Annotated in this window: 17 protein-coding genes and 1 tRNA gene; 7 read left to right on the top strand and 11 right to left on the bottom strand. The window is 60.1% G+C overall.

Annotated elements, in window-relative coordinates; all coding sequences use genetic code 11:
* Nucleotides 1-385 precede the first annotated feature (385 nt).
* On the bottom strand, nt 386-700 hold the full coding sequence (locus EOS_RS41490) for a hypothetical protein (protein ID WP_047898059.1): 315 nt from the start codon (nt 698-700) through the stop codon (nt 386-388).
* A 398-nt stretch (nt 701-1,098) separates the two neighbouring features.
* On the opposite strand from EOS_RS41490, the gene EOS_RS41495 reads away from it, so the two are divergent.
* From EOS_RS41495 to EOS_RS41505, 3 genes are all read left to right on the top strand, one after another.
* Entirely contained in the window at nt 1,099-1,740 is a 642-nt protein-coding gene (locus EOS_RS41495; RefSeq protein ID WP_235443133.1) for a YdcF family protein, read from the top strand.
* A gap of 278 nt (nt 1,741-2,018) precedes the next feature.
* Nucleotides 2,019-2,258, top strand: coding sequence for a hypothetical protein (locus tag EOS_RS41500; RefSeq protein WP_047898060.1), 240 nt, complete (start codon nt 2,019-2,021; stop codon nt 2,256-2,258).
* Nucleotides 2,259-2,451: 193 nt separating this feature from the next.
* Complete coding sequence (locus tag EOS_RS41505; protein WP_031358965.1) at nt 2,452-2,715, top strand: hypothetical protein; 264 nt, start codon at nt 2,452-2,454, stop codon at nt 2,713-2,715.
* A gap of 35 nt (nt 2,716-2,750) precedes the next feature.
* Here the strand turns inward: EOS_RS41505 and EOS_RS41510 are convergent, their stop codons facing one another.
* The 8 genes from EOS_RS41510 to EOS_RS41545 all read right to left on the bottom strand — a co-directional run bounded on the left by EOS_RS41510 (nt 2,751) and on the right by EOS_RS41545 (nt 10,512).
* Nucleotides 2,751-3,038 carry a putative quinol monooxygenase gene (locus EOS_RS41510; RefSeq protein ID WP_047898061.1) on the bottom strand — a complete coding sequence of 96 codons (288 nt, stop codon included), beginning with the start codon at nt 3,036-3,038 and terminating at the stop codon, nt 2,751-2,753.
* Between the two features lie 610 nt (nt 3,039-3,648).
* On the bottom strand, nt 3,649-4,860 hold the full coding sequence (gene bamC / locus EOS_RS41515) for an outer membrane protein assembly factor BamC (RefSeq protein WP_047898062.1): 1,212 nt from the start codon (nt 4,858-4,860) through the stop codon (nt 3,649-3,651).
* A 392-nt stretch (nt 4,861-5,252) separates the two neighbouring features.
* A complete protein-coding gene (gene pcaC / locus EOS_RS41520) occupies nt 5,253-5,639 on the bottom strand; it encodes a 4-carboxymuconolactone decarboxylase (protein ID WP_047898063.1) in 387 nt (128 codons plus the stop codon).
* A gap of 1 nt (nt 5,640) precedes the next feature.
* The gene (pcaD, locus tag EOS_RS41525; protein WP_047898064.1) at nt 5,641-6,429 is read right to left on the bottom strand and encodes a 3-oxoadipate enol-lactonase; all 789 of its coding nucleotides are present in this window, start codon (nt 6,427-6,429) and stop codon (nt 5,641-5,643) included.
* A complete protein-coding gene (locus tag EOS_RS41530; RefSeq protein ID WP_047898065.1) occupies nt 6,429-7,814 on the bottom strand; it encodes a 3-carboxy-cis,cis-muconate cycloisomerase in 1,386 nt (461 codons plus the stop codon). Before EOS_RS41530 ends, pcaD begins: the two co-directional genes overlap by 1 nt.
* Nucleotides 7,814-9,016 carry a 3-oxoadipyl-CoA thiolase gene (pcaF, locus tag EOS_RS41535; RefSeq protein ID WP_047898066.1) on the bottom strand — a complete coding sequence of 401 codons (1,203 nt, stop codon included), beginning with the start codon at nt 9,014-9,016 and terminating at the stop codon, nt 7,814-7,816. Before pcaF ends, EOS_RS41530 begins: the two co-directional genes overlap by 1 nt.
* Before the next feature lie 25 nt (nt 9,017-9,041).
* Nucleotides 9,042-9,710, bottom strand: coding sequence for a 3-oxoacid CoA-transferase subunit B (locus EOS_RS41540; RefSeq protein ID WP_047898067.1), 669 nt, complete (start codon nt 9,708-9,710; stop codon nt 9,042-9,044).
* Nucleotides 9,711-9,807: 97 nt separating this feature from the next.
* Complete coding sequence (locus tag EOS_RS41545) at nt 9,808-10,512, bottom strand: 3-oxoacid CoA-transferase subunit A (protein ID WP_047898068.1); 705 nt, start codon at nt 10,510-10,512, stop codon at nt 9,808-9,810.
* 247 nt (nt 10,513-10,759) lie between these two features.
* On the opposite strand from EOS_RS41545, the gene EOS_RS41555 reads away from it, so the two are divergent.
* The 4 genes from EOS_RS41555 (at nt 10,760) to EOS_RS41570 (ending at nt 14,003) form a co-directional block, all read left to right on the top strand.
* Entirely contained in the window at nt 10,760-11,575 is an 816-nt protein-coding gene (locus tag EOS_RS41555) for an IclR family transcriptional regulator (RefSeq protein ID WP_047898070.1), read from the top strand.
* 24 nt (nt 11,576-11,599) lie between these two features.
* Nucleotides 11,600-12,580, top strand: a complete 981-nt coding sequence (locus EOS_RS41560) for a LysR family transcriptional regulator (protein WP_200908767.1) — start codon at nt 11,600-11,602, stop codon at nt 12,578-12,580.
* A 47-nt stretch (nt 12,581-12,627) separates the two neighbouring features.
* Complete coding sequence (locus EOS_RS41565; protein ID WP_047898071.1) at nt 12,628-13,596, top strand: LysR family transcriptional regulator; 969 nt, start codon at nt 12,628-12,630, stop codon at nt 13,594-13,596.
* A gap of 330 nt (nt 13,597-13,926) precedes the next feature.
* Nucleotides 13,927-14,003: transfer RNA gene (locus EOS_RS41570), tRNA-Pro, on the top strand.
* A gap of 702 nt (nt 14,004-14,705) precedes the next feature.
* On the opposite strand, the gene EOS_RS41580 is transcribed toward EOS_RS41570, so the two are convergent.
* Both EOS_RS41580 and EOS_RS41585 read right to left on the bottom strand, forming a co-directional pair.
* Complete coding sequence (locus tag EOS_RS41580) at nt 14,706-15,194, bottom strand: DUF1643 domain-containing protein (RefSeq protein ID WP_047898073.1); 489 nt, start codon at nt 15,192-15,194, stop codon at nt 14,706-14,708.
* Nucleotides 15,191-16,120 (bottom strand): hypothetical protein, encoded by a 930-nt coding sequence (locus tag EOS_RS41585; protein WP_047898074.1) that lies wholly within the window; start codon nt 16,118-16,120, stop codon nt 15,191-15,193. The genes EOS_RS41580 and EOS_RS41585 overlap by 4 nt, the downstream gene beginning before the upstream one ends.
* Nucleotides 16,121-16,150: the final 30 nt, after the last annotated feature.

Below are 16,150 nucleotides of genomic sequence, written 5' to 3' on the forward strand. Positions count from 1 at the left end.
ACCTGCGCGGCGATATAGCGAGCAACGCGCGCACGCGGCCGGAACCGGATCGCGGGAATCGTCAGTATCGCCGTTGAGTAGCCGTTGAGTAGCCGGAGTGCGCAAGGCCGCCAGAATGTTGCCGCGTTTAAACTGTATTTAGCCGATGGGGAACCCTTCCCCGTCGCGCAAGTCGGACGTTATGCCATGAGCACAGCGTGGCAGAAGTAAATCCGGTATGCCCGTATCCTTGCGATACGGGCTTTTTTTCGCCGGAATTTTAGCCGCCGTCATCAGCGTGCGACGCTCGCCACTTCGTTTCGATGGCACACCCGCGGCGCAACCGTTTGCCCGACATTCGAGCACTGCGAAGCACAAACCGCGAAGCGCGGTGGATGAGAAAGTTTTAAGCGCGCGCTTCGGCCATCGGTTCCTGAGTCACTGCCGGAGAATAGGGTGCGGCGCGGTGCAGATCCCAATCCATCGAACGCTCGTCGCGCGCAAGCCGGGAGAATTCGTGTTTGCCCCGCTCGGTGACCACTGCAATATCCACAGGAGCGTGAAAACCGGGCGCGGGCGCTACGGTGCGTTGCCGGACCAGTTCCAGCAAGCCCAGGTCACGTAGATGGCTGAAAACGTTAGGGCGTTTTGCCCACGGAACTTGACGATACTGCGCGCGCCGGAGCGCTTCTAGTACGGCTTCGTTTGAATACGTGGTCATCTCGTTATGTCTTCCAGTGCAGCCGTGACGGCACCACATGGCAGTAAAAGACTGCCAGCGGCACCGACTAAACGCGGCACGCCCCGAAACCAGTCAAAATGCCGACTCTGCGGCCCCTGACCGGAACTCGCAGCCGCCGCTTGCGCTAGGTGCTGCTTGTTTCTGCTTACCGCTACTTATAATTCCGAGCGCCCGTTAAACGCATCACGCAACTTTCGCAACGCGTTCCGCAGTTCCGGCGATGCATTCTCAAGAATGCGATGACCACGAAGCGGATTATCTCGAAAACCTATACGTTACCTCAAACCAAATTGGTTCTTATAACTTTATTGCTGCTTTTCTTTGCACTGTTCGCCGTTTGGCGACAGCGCAGGCGCGCCGTCGCGACCGTTTGCATCGTGCTGTTCTGGGCGCTGGGGGCGGGTTGGCTTTCAGCACCGCTGCTCCACTTTGCGCAGCGCGGTTTCGAAGAGAAGTCAACGCCCCAAAACGTGCATTTCGCATCGCGAACGACTTTTGTGCTGCTCGGCGGAGGCACGCGCTACGACGACGACAAACGCCTGGTTCCCAAACGTGATGCATTCGTACGCATTGTTGTCACAGCCGAACTGTATCGTCAGTGCAGGCGTGCAGGCGGTGCCTGCCGCGTGATCGTAAGCGGCGGCAACCCTCAGCATCACGAACAAGCGGAAGCCGACAATTACGCGCCCTTCCTGCTCGCTCGCGGCGTGAGCGCCACCGATCTCGTGCGGGAGAATGAAAGCCTCGACACGTACCAGAACGCTCGCAATGTCGCGAGCATCGTGCAGCCCGAACGTGACGAGACGCTGGTATTGATTACGTCGGCTTATCACATGCACCGGGCGTTGCTGGCCTTCAATGCTTTCGGCCTCGACGCGCAAGCTTTTGTCAGCAATGTGCGGCAACCGAAGGCTACGTTCTTTCCGCGCTCGCGCGGCTTCATCGACGCGGAAACCGCGCTTCATGAGCTGGTCGGCGTCGCACGCTTTTACGTGTATCGGAGCTTGCGGGTGTATTAGTCAAGCTGCCGTTACAAGTCGTGCAATGGAACCGTCAGTCATCTCGAAAGTCAGTACTAGAAACCAATGCGCTTCGCCGGTATTATCGCCGGCTCAGTCAATCGACTGGCCGGGCTGATGCTCTGTTAGAGTCAAAACGCGGTGTCATTGCTGAAATGTGACGGCACTGTAACTACATGTAACGATTCGCGGGCAGGATCGGTATTTGCTACGCAACGTGTAATGTCTCGCTAATCGGGACAGGCCAACCCGGGTTCAACGAGTCTATGGAGGTAACAATGAAGAAAATGTCCCTGGCAGTCTTGTTTTCCTTGAGCGCAATGACCAGTGCAGCATTCGCGCAATCCGATCAGGGCGTCACAATGAGCACCGATCCGGCCAAGATCTCCGATATCGAGCAGCGCGCGCAGGACCTGCAGGCACGTCAGTCGAACATGCAGACCGAAATGCCGATGCACAAAGGCACCATGCATCACAAGAAGTCGGGCATGAAGCATTCGAAGAGCATGGCCCAATAAGCGATCGGATGTGTGCGTCGCCACGGCGCGCAAACGTTAGCCGTTCGGCGCAAAAAAGCCGGATATGACGCACGAGGCGTCATATCCGGCTTTTGTTCGTGGCGGCGACTTCAGGCAACGATGCGTTCGCCGACGCGGCGTATGCTACATTCCGCGTCGATAAATTGAATCGCACTCGTGTGCGGAGGATCGTATGAGCAACATCCAGCTGGATATCGAATGGACGGAAGCCGCATCGCGCAAGATTGAAAAGCTGATGCCGCGTAACGCCAAAGACAAGGACGCGTACCTCGCGCTGCCGCCCGTCGAGTGCCTGCCAATGGAAGGCGACGTGCTGTTCCTCGGCCCGGACGGCAAACAGCAGCCGTTCATTGTGGCCGAGCGTCAGTACCATCACGATGGCGACGCCGACTGGACCATCATCCTGATTCTTGACGTGCCGCACGAGACGCATTGATGCATTGACGTTCGTGCACGGCTCGATGCAGCCGCTCAGAGCTTCGCCACCGCGTTGATTTCGCCGTGTTCGATCAGCTCCGGCAGCGTTTTGCCGAGCGCCTGGATATGTGGCGTCTGGTTGTGCTGCGCCAGCGCCGCCTCGCTCTGCCACCGCTCGAAGAACACGAACCGGCGCGGCTCCTTGATGTCGCGATGCAGGTCGTACTGAAGCGCTCCAGGTTCCTTCAGCGTCGGCGCCACGATGCCCTGCAGCGCTTCCTTCAGTTTCTCTTCGTTGCCCGGTTTGGCGACGAATGTTGCGACCACGGCGATTTCCGTCATGACTTGACTCCAGATTAAAGGATCAAGCATAGCGTCGACGCCGGGCGGTCGCTGAAACGGCCTTTGGACCGCACAGAAAAAAGCCCGCGTTCCCTTGGGGAGCGCGGGCAAAAGCCGTCGCCCTACGAGGATAGGCGACGGGGCCATCGAGATCCGCTTGGCCAGCGGACCGCAATTCGAGAACAAAAATGGGTGACACGTGGCGATGTAAAACCGCTATCCGCTTCCGCCGCGGGCACCATGCAGATTACATGCCATAGATGCAATGTAATCCCTATGCGATTGATTCCTATAAGCTTTCCCGCACATAAAAAAGCAAAAACAGCGTCTGATCCAAACAATGTAACTACTTCCTGTAACGGGACATCGACATGATGAAAGCTCGACTGCCTTCGCTCGAAGCGTAACGTGGCGACCACGGTTGCTCGCGCGCGTTACCGCGCATTTCAGCGCAAAATACTTACTCCATTGCTCTACCTACTCTCCGACGCATAAAAAAACCCGCCTTGACGTCAGGCGGGTGGGTCATGGTGCTCGGTGTCTTCTGGTGGTATTCAACCGGCTGCTTCAGTTTCCTGAACCAGCCGCCTGAAAGCCGCCGGCATGCGCTTTAACGTAACTGGTCGTCGAGCAAGCCCATGATCTGTCGCGCTTGCGGCGAGGAGTCGACGTTGCCCTTGCCATCGATGATCGACACGCGCGTCTGCGTCTCCGTAAGCGCCCGCACGTTCACCTCGTAATTCTTCGCAAGCTTCTCTTTCTTGCCGTGGAATACCTGGTTCCAGAAGCCCTGCTCCGCCGACGTCATGTCCTTGGGGTCGACATACCGGACGAAGTAAATGCCGCGGCCACGATCACGATCGTCGACGGTGAAGTTCGTGCGGTCCAGCGCCAGGCCTACACGCAGCCACGCGCGGTCGTAGGGTTCCTGCAGGTTGATCTCAACCGAGCTGGCCTCCGGCACCACGTCTTCCTTGATCGGCGTCTGCGCCGCGAGGGTGGCGTTCTGCGCGGCCCGCTGCGCCGACGTAGCCGCCGATGGCGAGCTCGCTGCAGCAGCGGCAGCCATGGCAGCATCGGTCGTGCCAGTCTGCCCGCTTGCCTGACGCGCGTCGGCCAGCGCAAGGTTCGCCATCAAGCGCTTCAGGTATTCGCCTTCCAGCGCGGGATCGTTCGGCTTGGCCTGCCACTGGCTTTGCTCGTTGTTGGTGCCCGTCAGCGCTTCGCGCATGCCCTTCTGGCTCACGAACACATATGTGCCGCCGTTCGGCGCTGCCTCGAGCCGGGTACGGTACTTGTTTCGTTCGGCGGCAACGTACGAGTTGCCTGTTGCCATTGTCAGCGTGTTACGAATCAGCCCGTCGGAGATCTGCGGATGCGTTTCGTTCCAGTCGGTTTCCATGACGCCCTTGTCGCGCGCGTCCACGACCAGCAGAAAGCCCTGCTCCTGCCAGAAACGGCGGATCTGCGGCCAGACCTGCTCGGGCGTTTTGCTGTCGACCACCAGCCAGCGCTCAGTGCCGTCACGCTGGATATGCATGCCGGACACGGGCGGGATGACCGTGGGCGCGTTCGGGGCGGCCTTTTGCACCTGCTGGAGATCCGACAGCGATGCCTGCCCGCCCTGCGGCGGCAATGAGCGCTGATCCCCCGTTTCGTCGAGCAGATTGGGCGGGACGGCGAGGGATGCCTGTTTTGATCGGGAATCGCTCTTGTAATTGATTGCATTCGGAGACGACGTACCGCATCCGGCAACAAGGCCACCCACCATCAAGAGGGCCGCCACCTTCAAAGCCGGCTTGTTCACACGAAAATCTGTCATGTTTGGGAAATCCTTCCGCTACGCCACGGCGTTTTCCGTGGATCAACCAAGCATTTTACCGGTCCCACGCTCCGCCGTGCAAAAACAGTGCCCCTGAGGCCGTACGCCCCGAATGACAGAACATGAACGACGTGCACCCGAGCACCAATTGCGGACCTTGAAATTCGCATGCACGTCGTGCATCCGGGTTCTGCCAGCCGGGATCTTTCTGCGTACTTTCCCGCATCCGTTTCTGCGCCCTGTCCTGCTTTCCTTTCTTCCTCCCCGAAATCTCTTTCCAATCTCATGATTGAAACCGGTGGCCTCAATTGAAAAAACGGTGGCGCTGTGAACAACGCCGCCGTCCTTGTCTCCGCCTTGCCTGTTATTTGGTTTGACTGCCAAGACGATCGCTATACCGCGCGATCATCCTCGTCGAAGATTTTTTGCGCCAGATGGAACGCTGAATTCGCTGCCGGGACGCCGCAATAAATCGCGGTCTGCAGCAGTACTTCCTTGATTTCGTCACGCGTGACGCCGTTGTTTTTCGCCGCCCGCAGATGCAGCGCGAGTTCTTCGCTGCGGTTGAGCGCGACCATCATCGAAATGGTCAGGAGGCTGCGCGTATGGCGCGGCAGGCCGGGACGCGTCCAGATGTCGCCCCATGCATAGCGCGTGATCAGGTTCTGGAATTCGGTCGTGAGATCGGTACGATTTTCGAGCGAGCGCGTGACATGCGCGTCGCCGAGCACTGCACGACGTACGCTCAGGCCTGCTTCGTAACGTTCGTCTTCGGTCATGTCAGGCTCCCAGGAAATCGAGCAGCGTTTGCGTGTAGACATCGGCTTGCTCGATGTTCGACAAGTGCGCGGCATCGAGTTCGACATAACGCGAGCCGGCAATGTATCCGGCCAGCTCACGCCCTTGTGCAGCGGTCGTAGACTGATCGTGCGTACCAGAAATGACGAGCACTGGTGCCTTGATCGTCTTGGCTTCTTCGCGCGCGTCAGCGTCGCGAATAGCCTCGCAATTCGACGCGTAACCTTCGCCCGATGTGTGGCGGAACACGTCGCGAATACCCGACAGCAAGAGCGGTTGCGCCGCCGCGAATCCAGGCGTGAACCAGCGCGACAGGACGGCGTCGACCAATGCGGGCATGCCGCCTTCTTCGCGGGCTTTGGCCGCACGAGGCGTCCAGATCGCGTCCGAGCCAATCAGCGCCGCCGTGTTCGAGAGCACCACGCGCTCGAAGCGCTCAGGGTGCCGTGCCGCGAGCGCGATGCCGGTCAGGCCGCCCATCGACAGGCCGCAATAATGCGCGCGCTTGATGTCGAGCGTGTCGAGCAAGCCGATCACATCGCCTACGAGCTGATCGAGCGTGTACGGCCCCTTGGGCGCGTCCGAACGGCCGTGGCCGCGCGTGTCATAACGCAGCACGCGATATTTCGCAGCGAGCGTTTCCACTTGCGGTGTCCACATCGACACGTCGGCGCCGAGCGAATTCGACAGCACGAGCCAGGGCGCGTCGCTGCCGGCGGTGGCATCGATGCGATAGAAGAGTTGAATACCGTTGACGGCGGCAAAAGGCATTACGGACGACTCCTGGATGAAGGGCGTCGATGCAAAAGCAGCGCCGCATCGACGAAAGCATGCGCCTGACCGGCGTAGTTCGCCGGGTCGAGCAGCGCTTGCAGTTGAACAAGAGATAGATGTTGCGTGACACGCTCGTCGTTCGAGAGCACGTCGTAAAGGGTCGCGCCGGTCGCCACGGCTTGCTTCGATGCATGCTCCACGAGCGTATGCGCCTCGAGCCTGCCAATACGATCGCCGAGTGCAAGCATCACGGCTTCGCCGAGAATCAGTCCGTGCGTAAAACCAAGATTGGCGGCGAGCCGTTCGGTGTTCACTTCGATATTCGACACAATCGCCGTGATCTGCGCGAGTGCACCGCCCGTCAGGCGAGCAAGATCGGGCAGCGCTTCCCATTCGGCCTGCCAGCCGCCGAGCGCGCGTTCATGCTCCTGGACCATGCCGCTGAATACGATCGCGACCAGGTTCGGCGCGCGCATCGCGGCGGTGAGAACAGCGGCGCAGCCGACGGGATTGCGCTTGTGCGGCATTGTCGATGATCCGCCCTTGCCTGCTGCAGCCGGTTCGGCCAGTTCGCCGACTTCGGTTTGCATCTGCAGCGAGATATCGCGGGCTATCTTCCCAAGCGTGCCGATGAGCATGCCAAAGCACGCCGCCGCTTCCGCGATGCGGTCGCGTTGGGTGTGCCACGGCAGCGAAGGAAGCTGCAGCTTGAGATCGTCGGCTAAAGCCTGAGCGATCAAAGGCGCCTTGTCCCGCAGACTGGCTAAGGTGCCCGCCGCGCCGCCGAATTGCAATACAAGCACGCGTGCCCGGCATTGAGCCAGACGCTCGCGATGCCGAATCAACGCATCCAGCCATTGGGCGAATTTAAGACCGAGCGTGATCGGCAAAGCTTGCTGAAGCCAGGTCCGGCCAATCGCCGGCGTTCCCCGATATTTCTGCGCCTGAAGCGCCAGCGCGTCGCATGCCTCGTTCAACCCCGCTTCCAATAAATCGAACGTCGCACGCAGTTGCAGTACCGTGCCGGTATCGATGATGTCCTGGCTCGTCGCGCCCCAATGCACGTATTTCGCGGCATCGGCGTCTTTGAGTTTGACCACGGCAGTCAGTTGCTTCACCAGCGGAATTGCCAGATTGCCACCGGACGCGGCGCCGGCCATCAATGCATCGGCATCGATGAAGTCAGCGTTGCACGCAGCCACGATCGCCTCGACCGCGGCCACCGGAATCACGCCATGAAGAGCCGATGCCCGCGCGAGCGCCGCCTCGACATCCAGCATCGACTGAACGATCTGGCGCGCGGACCACACGGCGTTCATCTCGCGCGTGCCGCAGACCAGATCCGTCAGCCGTCCCGCCGCCGAAAATGTCGGCTCAGACATCACACACGCTCGATGGCGATCGCAATGCCTTGCCCCACGCCGATACACATCGTGCACAGCGCAAAGCGTCCGCCGGTCCGATGCAACTGATACGTCGCGGTCGTGACCAGGCGCGCGCCGCTCATGCCAAGCGGATGGCCGAGCGCGATCGCGCCGCCGTTCGGATTGACGCGGGGATCGTCGTCAGCAATGCCGAGCAAGCGCAGCACGGCCAAGCCTTGCGAGGCGAACGCTTCGTTCAGCTCGATTACATCGAATTGATCGATGGTCATGCCCAGTCGCTTCATCAGTTTCTGCGACGCCGGCGCCGGGCCGATACCCATCACACGCGGCGGCACGCCAGCCGTCGCAATGCCCAACACACGAGCGCGCGGCACCAGACCAAAACGCTTCGCGCTGTCTTCATCGGCGAGGAGCAAGGCCGCGGCACCATCGTTCACGCCCGATGCGTTGCCCGCCGTCACCGTGCCATCCGGACGCACGACACCCTTCAGTTTCGCGAGCGCTTCCATGCTCGTTTCGCGCGGATGTTCATCATGCGAGATCAGCACCGGATCGCCCTTTTTCTGCGCGATGGAAACCGGCACGATCTCTTGCGCAAGCGTTCCGTCCTTCTGCGCACGCGCCGCTTTCTGCTGGCTGCGCACGGCGAACGCGTCCTGATCTTCGCGGCTCACCTTGTAATCGGTCGCGACGTTTTCGCCCGTTTCCGGCATCGAATCCACGCCGTACATTTTCTTCATCAGCGGATTGACGAAACGCCAGCCGATGGTCGTATCGAAGATCTCTGCCTGACGCGAAAACGCTGTCGTCGCTTTACCCTGCACGAACGGCGCGCGGCTCATGCTTTCCACGCCACCCGCGATCATCAGCGCCGCTTCGCCGGACTTGATCGCCCGCGCGGCCACACCGATTGCATCCATGCCCGATCCGCACAAGCGGTTGATCGTCGAGCCCGGCACGCTGTCGGGCAAGCCGGCCAACAGCGCCGACATGCGCGCGACGTTGCGGTTGTCTTCGCCCGCCTGGTTTGCACAACCGAAGATCAGGTCGTCGACAGCGTTCCAGTCCACGTCCTTATTGCGTTCGATCAACGCACGCAGCGGCACGGCGCCGAGGTCGTCGGCACGAACTGAGGACAACGCGCCGCCGTAACGGCCGACCGGCGTGCGAATCGCGTCGCAAATGAAAGCTTCTTTCATGCCCATCTCCTTGACTACTCCCTGATTACGCTTCGAGCGTCGAAGCCGCTTCGAGCGGTTCAAACGTCAGCGGCACTTGTGCCAGTTTCTGAAGTTCGTCGAACGACAGACCTTCGATAATTTCCCGCACCACAAAGCCATTCGGCGTCACGTCGAACACACCGTGATCCGTGTACACGCGGTTCACGCAATTCACGCCCGTCACCGGATACGAACATTCGGCCACCAGCTTGCTTTCGCCCTGCTTGGTGAGCAGCTCCATCATCACGTAGACCTTCTTGGCGCCGATTGCCAGATCCATCGCGCCGCCAACGGCGGGAATGGCATCGGGCGCGCCCGTATGCCAGTTCGCGAGATCGCCCTTGGCCGACACCTGGAACGCGCCGAGCACGCAGATGTCGAGGTGGCCGCCGCGCATCATCGCGAACGAATCGGCGTGGTGGAAAAACGCGCCGCCGGTGAGTAGCGTGACGTGCTGTTTGCCGGCATTGATCAATTCGTCGTCTTCCGCGCCTTTCTCGGGTGCCGGGCCCATGCCGAGCAGGCCGTTTTCGCTATGCAGAAAGATTTCGCGATCGGCCGCGAGATGGTTGGCGACGAGCGTCGGCACGCCGATGCCCAGATTCACGTACGCGCCTTCCTGAATGTCATGGGCGACGCGTTGCGCCATTTCGTCACGAGTCAGTTTTTTCATGTCGAGGTCCTTGCTTGATGCATTCGTTGTTGCAGCTTGGGCCAAGAAGCTAGCCTAAGAATCGCCGCATGCGCTGCTTGCACAAAAGCAGCTCTGTTTAAGCCGCTTTCGCTGCTGCCAGCTCTGCCGCGTGCACCGCTTGCGGCACTTCGATCACGCGCTGCACGAAGATGCCCGGCGTCACGATGTCTTCCGGATCCAGCGCGCCGAGCGGCACGACCTGCGAGACCTGCACGACCGCTGTTTTCGCCGCTGTCGCCATGATCGGCCCGAAGTTGCGCGCCGTCTTGCGATACACGAGGTTGCCCCACCGGTCGCCCTTGAATGCCTTGATCAGCGCGAAGTCCGCATGCAGCGGCGCTTCGAGCACGTAATGCCGACCATCGATAAGACGCGTCTCCTTGCCTTCCGCCAGCTTCGTGCCATACGCCGTGGGCGTGAAAAATCCGCCGATGCCCGCGCCCGCTGCACGAATGCGCTCGGCGAGATTGCCTTGCGGCACGAGCTCAAGTTCGATTTCGCCCGCGCGATACAGCGCGTCGAACACTTGCGAATCGCTTTGCCGCGGAAACGAGCAGATGATCTTGCGCACGCGTTTCGCTTTCAGTAGCGCCGCCAGACCCGTCTCGCCGTTGCCCGCATTGTTGTTCACGATCGTGAGCTCGCGCGCACCCTGCTCGATCAGCGCATCGATCAGTTCCGACGGCATGCCCGCCGTGCCGAACCCACCGATCATCACGGTCGCGCCGTCCTGAACGTCCTTCACCGCTGAACTCAGCGAGTCGAAAATCTTGTTGATCATGCCGTCTCTTCCTTTGACGAGTGCCGAATGCATCGAAGCCGCATTGCAACTGAACCGAAGCGCGCCGGGTGACCTGATTTCGACCGGCATCGCTTGCATTTTTAAGTTCGCTGTGCGAACATCGATTCGTTTAGCGAACAAACGTCATGGTATTCCCGCATTCGTTGCGCTGTCAATGAACCTCGGGTTTGTACCGATGCGCCCGCGATGTGTCCGCGATTTATCCGATTAACAGGACGAAACCACGATGACCACCTCTTCTGCCGAAGCCGAATTGCCGGACCCGGAGCCTTCCTCCCGGCCGGGCGATGCTTACGTGCAATCGTTCGCGCGCGGTTTGTCGGTGATTCGCTCCTTCGATGCTACGCGCCCGGCGCAGACCTTGTCAGAAGTCGCTGCTGCGTCCGGGTTGACCCGCGCCGGCGCGCGCCGCATTTTGCTCACGCTGCAGGCGCTCGGTTATGTCGATGCAGACGGACGCTATTTCACGCTGACAGCAAAGATCCTCGACCTTGGTTTTGCTTATCTCACGTCGATGCCGTTCTGGAATCTCGCCGAACCGGTCATGGAAGAGCTTGTTAGCCAGGTGCACGAGAGTTGCTCGGCCGCCGTGCTGGACGGCACGGAAATCGTGTATGTCCTGCGCGTGCCTACGCACAAGATCATTACCATCAACCTGTCCATCGGCAGTCGTCTGCCGGCGTTTTGCACCTCGCTGGGACGGGTATTGCTCGCCGCCCTCGACGACGACAAACTCGACGCCGTGCTTAACGCCAGTGCGCTGGAAGCCCGCACGCCGCGCACGATCACCGATAAAACCGCGCTGAAAGCCGCGCTCGCCGTGGTGCGCAAGCAAGGCTGGGCGATCGTCGACCAGGAACTGGAGGAAGGCCTCATTTCGATGTCCGCGCCCATCCGCGACCGCCAAGGGCGCGTGATCGCGGCGCTCAATATCAGCGGCAACGCGCAGCGCAAGAACGCGAAGCAGATGGTGAAGGTGTTCCTCGAACCGCTGCTGGACGCAGCCCAGCGCGTCTCCGAAATGGTCGCGAGACGAGGCTAGGCGGAGGCCGATCAGACCATGGCGATGAAACCCGGTGAGCTCGCGCTGCACGACCTCGATCTGAACCTGATCCCGTATCTGGTCGCGATCGAGGAGACGCGCAACGTGAGCCGTGCGGCCGAACGGCTTGGCGTGAGCCAGCCGCGTGTCAGTACGGCGCTCGGCCGCTTGCGCGAGTATTTCAACGATCCGTTGTTCGTGCGGACGTCGCGCGGCATGGAACCGACCCCGCGCGCGCTCGCGCTCGTGCCGGTGGCTCGTGAGGCGCTGAACCGAATCGAGCGCGGGTTGCTCGATACCCAGCACTTCGATCCCGCCGTCACCACCGACACTTTCGCCATCGCGCTCTCCGATGTCGGTGAAATCGTGTTCTTGCCGCGCTTGTTGCAGACGCTCGCCAGCGTCGCGCCACGGGCGAATCTGCGGTCGGTATCGTTGAAACACGATCAGGTCGAGCGCGGCCTGGAAAGCGGCGACATCGATCTGGCTGTCGGTTATTTCCCCGATCTCGCCGGCAACAATTTCTTTCAGCAGCGGCTCTTTTCGCATCGCTTCATTTGCCTGATGCGGCGCGATCATCCGTGTTCTCATGGTCCGCTGACGCTCGCGCAGTACGTGGAATGCGGCCACGCGGTCGTGCGGGCGGAGGGACGAAGCCAGGAGGTCCTGGAAAATTACCTCGATAAAAAACGCATCCACCGCCGCGCGGTGCTCGAGACGCCGCATTTCATGAGCTTGCCGTTCATCCTTTCTCGTACCGACCTGATCGCGACCGTGCCGCATGCCATCGGCTACGCATACGTAGCTGAACACGCGTCCATCACGCTGGCCGAACCGCCGCTGCCCTTGCCGCATTTCGATCTGAAGCAGCACTGGCACCGAAAGTTTCACAACGATGCGCGCACGATGTGGTTGCGCGGCGTGGTCGCATCTCTTTTCAACGATGAACTCGACGAGTGGCCCAAGCGTCCCGAGCAAGCGCGTCGTGACGACAAACGCCGCTAAACTGAGCGCTTTGTTTCCTGTCGGGAAAGTGTCATGGATGCCGAGTCATGGATGCGTTAACCAGTTTGCGAGTGTTCCGCGATGTTGTAGAAGCAGGCAGCTTTGTAAAAGCCGCCGAACGGCTCGATATTTCCACGGCGATGACCAGCAAACACGTCGCGAATCTCGAACGGCAGCTCGGCGTGCGCCTGTTGAACCGGACCACACGCCATCTGAGTCTGACGGAAGCCGGCAGTGTTTATTACGAGCAGTGCCGGGAAGCGCTGGATATCCTGCAAGCCGCTGAAGCCGCGGTCGGATCGCAGACCGATCAGCCGCGAGGTGTGTTGAAGATCACCGCGCCGGGCTGGTTTGCGACCGCGAAATTCGCCGATATCCTGGTGGCGTATCGCGCGCGTTACCCGGACGTGCTGATCGATCTGCGGCTGGAAAACCGCTTTGTCGACCTGGTGGAAGAAGGCTACGACATGGCGTTGCGCGCGACCTCGGAACCCTCGCCTACGATGATCGTGCGGCCGCTCTGCAACGTGCCGTTCGTGCTCGTGGGTTCGCCGGACTATTTGAAGCAGCGGGGTTATCCGCGCCATCCCAGCGAACTCAGCGAACGTCGTGAAATCGTGCTGCCGACTTACACCAGTGTGGAGACGGTTGAGTTTTCCGGTCCCGATGGGGTTTTCGTGGTGAAGAACAGCGCAGTGCTCAAGACCAACGACAGCTCCATGTCGCTGCAGCTCGTGCGCGCCGGACTTGGCCTCGCCTACCTCCCTGAATGGATCGTCGCGCAAGAACTGGCGTCGGGTGCGCTGACGCATCTTTTCCCCAACTACACGACGTTCGCGCCGCGCGTCTACGCTGTCTACACGAGCCGCAAGTACATGACGACGAAGGTGCGCACGTTCATCGATTTTGTCTCGGAAGCACTCGCCGCCGATGATTCCGTAGACGGTTCCATGCTGCGCGGCAATGCGCCCGCCCGCTCGCGCGGCTCCTCGTCGTCGCCTCAAAAACTAGGATAAATCGCATTCAGATCACGTAACCGCTCGTGTGAAGATCGCGCCGATTCCCTGCGCCGTTGCTGCGGTGATGGCGGTGAGATACCGGCTGCGAGAGTGGTGTCCGGAATCCTCCGTGTTTATTCAGACGTCGGAGTACACGCAGTCGGAGTCGCGATATTGAGGTCAACGGTTGTGCGATCGGCCTGAGTCGCAGGCTCGTTTCCGGCATCTGCCACGATGGCGGAATGAACGCCATTTGCTCCATCGAAGAGTGAAACTGACGGGCTTTTGGTTCAAAGATGAGTCTGCAGGTTCTAAAACCCAAGAGTGTCTGATATACTTTTCCTCTTTCGGGGCGTAGCGCAGCCTGGTAGCGTACCTGCATGGGGTGCAGGTGGTCGGAGGTTCAAATCCTCTCGCCCCGACCAGATTATTTGTTATAAATCAAGTAGATAGCATCTTACGAGATGACGATTTAGGCATAGTGGGAAAGACGAATTTTCCCCATTGGGGAATACTGATTCGGAAATAACGCGGCCCGCAATAGAAAAAGCCGGCATCGCTTCGGGCGGCCGGCTTGAAAACAGGGTATTAAAAGGGCGAGCCGAAATGTCCGCGGACCACTCTCGATGCGACTGCAGCACGCCGACGTTCCGCTGTCATGCGCATAAATTCGAGCCAGTGATCGGCCACATCCTGTGCATGCCCTTTAGGTGGATGCGGCCACAAGGCCACAGCCGCGTCCTTAAAGCCGAGCGCGCTATTGCGGTCGTCTGTCGCAATGCACGCCTCAAGCCACGTTCTCGCTGCGATCACCTCATCCGACCGTCTTAAATGAACGCACCATAGCGGGGGCGGCGTCGTCACCATGCGAAGCACCGCGCTACTCGGCCCGCAGTTCATCATGCACCATCCACCCAAACAGTCGGCGCATCCGTCCGTTCCCGGCTTGGATGCCCATGACGGCCGATTGTTCCAAGGCTTGACGCGCTGATTCCACGCCGATACTAGCCCGGTGATACCGCACTCCCGGCACTTCGCTCGATCCTTCGTCCGGTTGTTCGAATCGATGCAAACCTGCACCTGGTTGGAATCGCAGCACGGGCAATTGAGAACATCAGGAAATGTGCTCATGAAGGCCGCCATGGTCGTAATGGCGTGTCATAGCCGAGCATCAAGGGATGTTTCGGGTCACCCGATTGAGTCTTGCCGAATATCAGCACTGGCTTGCCGCTCAAGACCAACATGCTAAGCACTCGATTCAGGCGATAGCGCAGATGGTTCGGCACCTTCGATGCATTACCCCAACACGGCACCAGAATGTCGGCGTCGGCGATGATCTGCCACAGGTGCGCGTCGTTCTTCGGTCCTACCGGGTCGTCTTCATGGCGCAACGCGAACACGTCTGTTGAGCGATAGCCGAATACGTTTCCGACGATGAACCGATCTCCTCCCCATCGGCTCACAAAGCCTATCCACTTGCGCACCGTCGCATCGTTGATGGCCGCATCGGCGGTCGATGGGTTGATCCCGAAGAATGCATAGGTCGGGCCGTCCAAACCGCACACACGCTCGAGGCGGTATCGATATGTTCCGCAGTCGCTAAGAATCGCGCTCACGATGTCTTCTCCCTCGGCGCGCCAGCATCAATCAGCGTCGTGATGACGAAGCCCTTTCTCGCGTAATCGTCAGCAATCGCCTTTTCCTCTGTGAAAAGAGGATCGTCGGTGTAGTCCGAATCATCGATGCGGTAGCCCAAGATTGGCGCGGCGTCGTGGGTGGCATAGAGCAATGTGTCTGCGCCGATCTCTTCCCACGGAACCAAGGGCTCCATGTGCCATCCGTGCACGGGATCATCAGCGATGATCTTTCCCACCGGTCGCGCATCTGCGCCGACAGGTTCGCGCTTTGCGAGTTCGTACAGATGGCAATTCCAATTGTTCTCAAGCCGCGCAAATAGTTCGCGCGCTTTTTCCTCGCTGCCATCGGTAAGGATGATCGGGGGTCGGTCGGCATCATCGAACACGATCATGAAGCGCGGTCCGTCGTTATCGCGAGGCGTGCAATACGTCCAGTGCGTATGCGGCTTATAGGCCGGTCGCGCATCTTCGCCCTGGGTGGGGGCTAACTTGGCATCGATCGGTGTAGGCACTACCCCGCAACGCTCGTAGGAATACGCTTGAGCGGGCGCGTGTTTCTCTAACCATGACTGAGTGGCGCGCCGGGTTGCTTCCATGGCCGCAGCTTGAGCATCGAATTCTTCCGGCGCGCTTCCAGTGGTCGGAGCGGCGGCGCGGATGGCGATACCGGATAGCGCTTGAGCTTCGCATGCCGCGCGCAACGCAGGATCGCGCTTCGTCTCGCCGTTGTAGAAAATGGGTGGTATCGACGCGGACGCATTTGCAGCGCTACCGGGCAACGTGTCCGTGTAAAAGGTGATCGCTTTGGCGGCGTAATCCACCAACTGCGCTTCGAAGTAATCGCCGGATGCTGAATTCCAAAGCTCAACGGTGTCGTCTTGGCTCATGACGAATTTATCGCTCATGATCGAACCGGCCTCCTTAGCCAACGTATT

Origin of the sequence: Caballeronia mineralivorans PML1(12) (assembly GCF_001028175.1) — a bacterium.
Classification (GTDB): domain Bacteria; phylum Pseudomonadota; class Gammaproteobacteria; order Burkholderiales; family Burkholderiaceae; genus Caballeronia; species Caballeronia mineralivorans.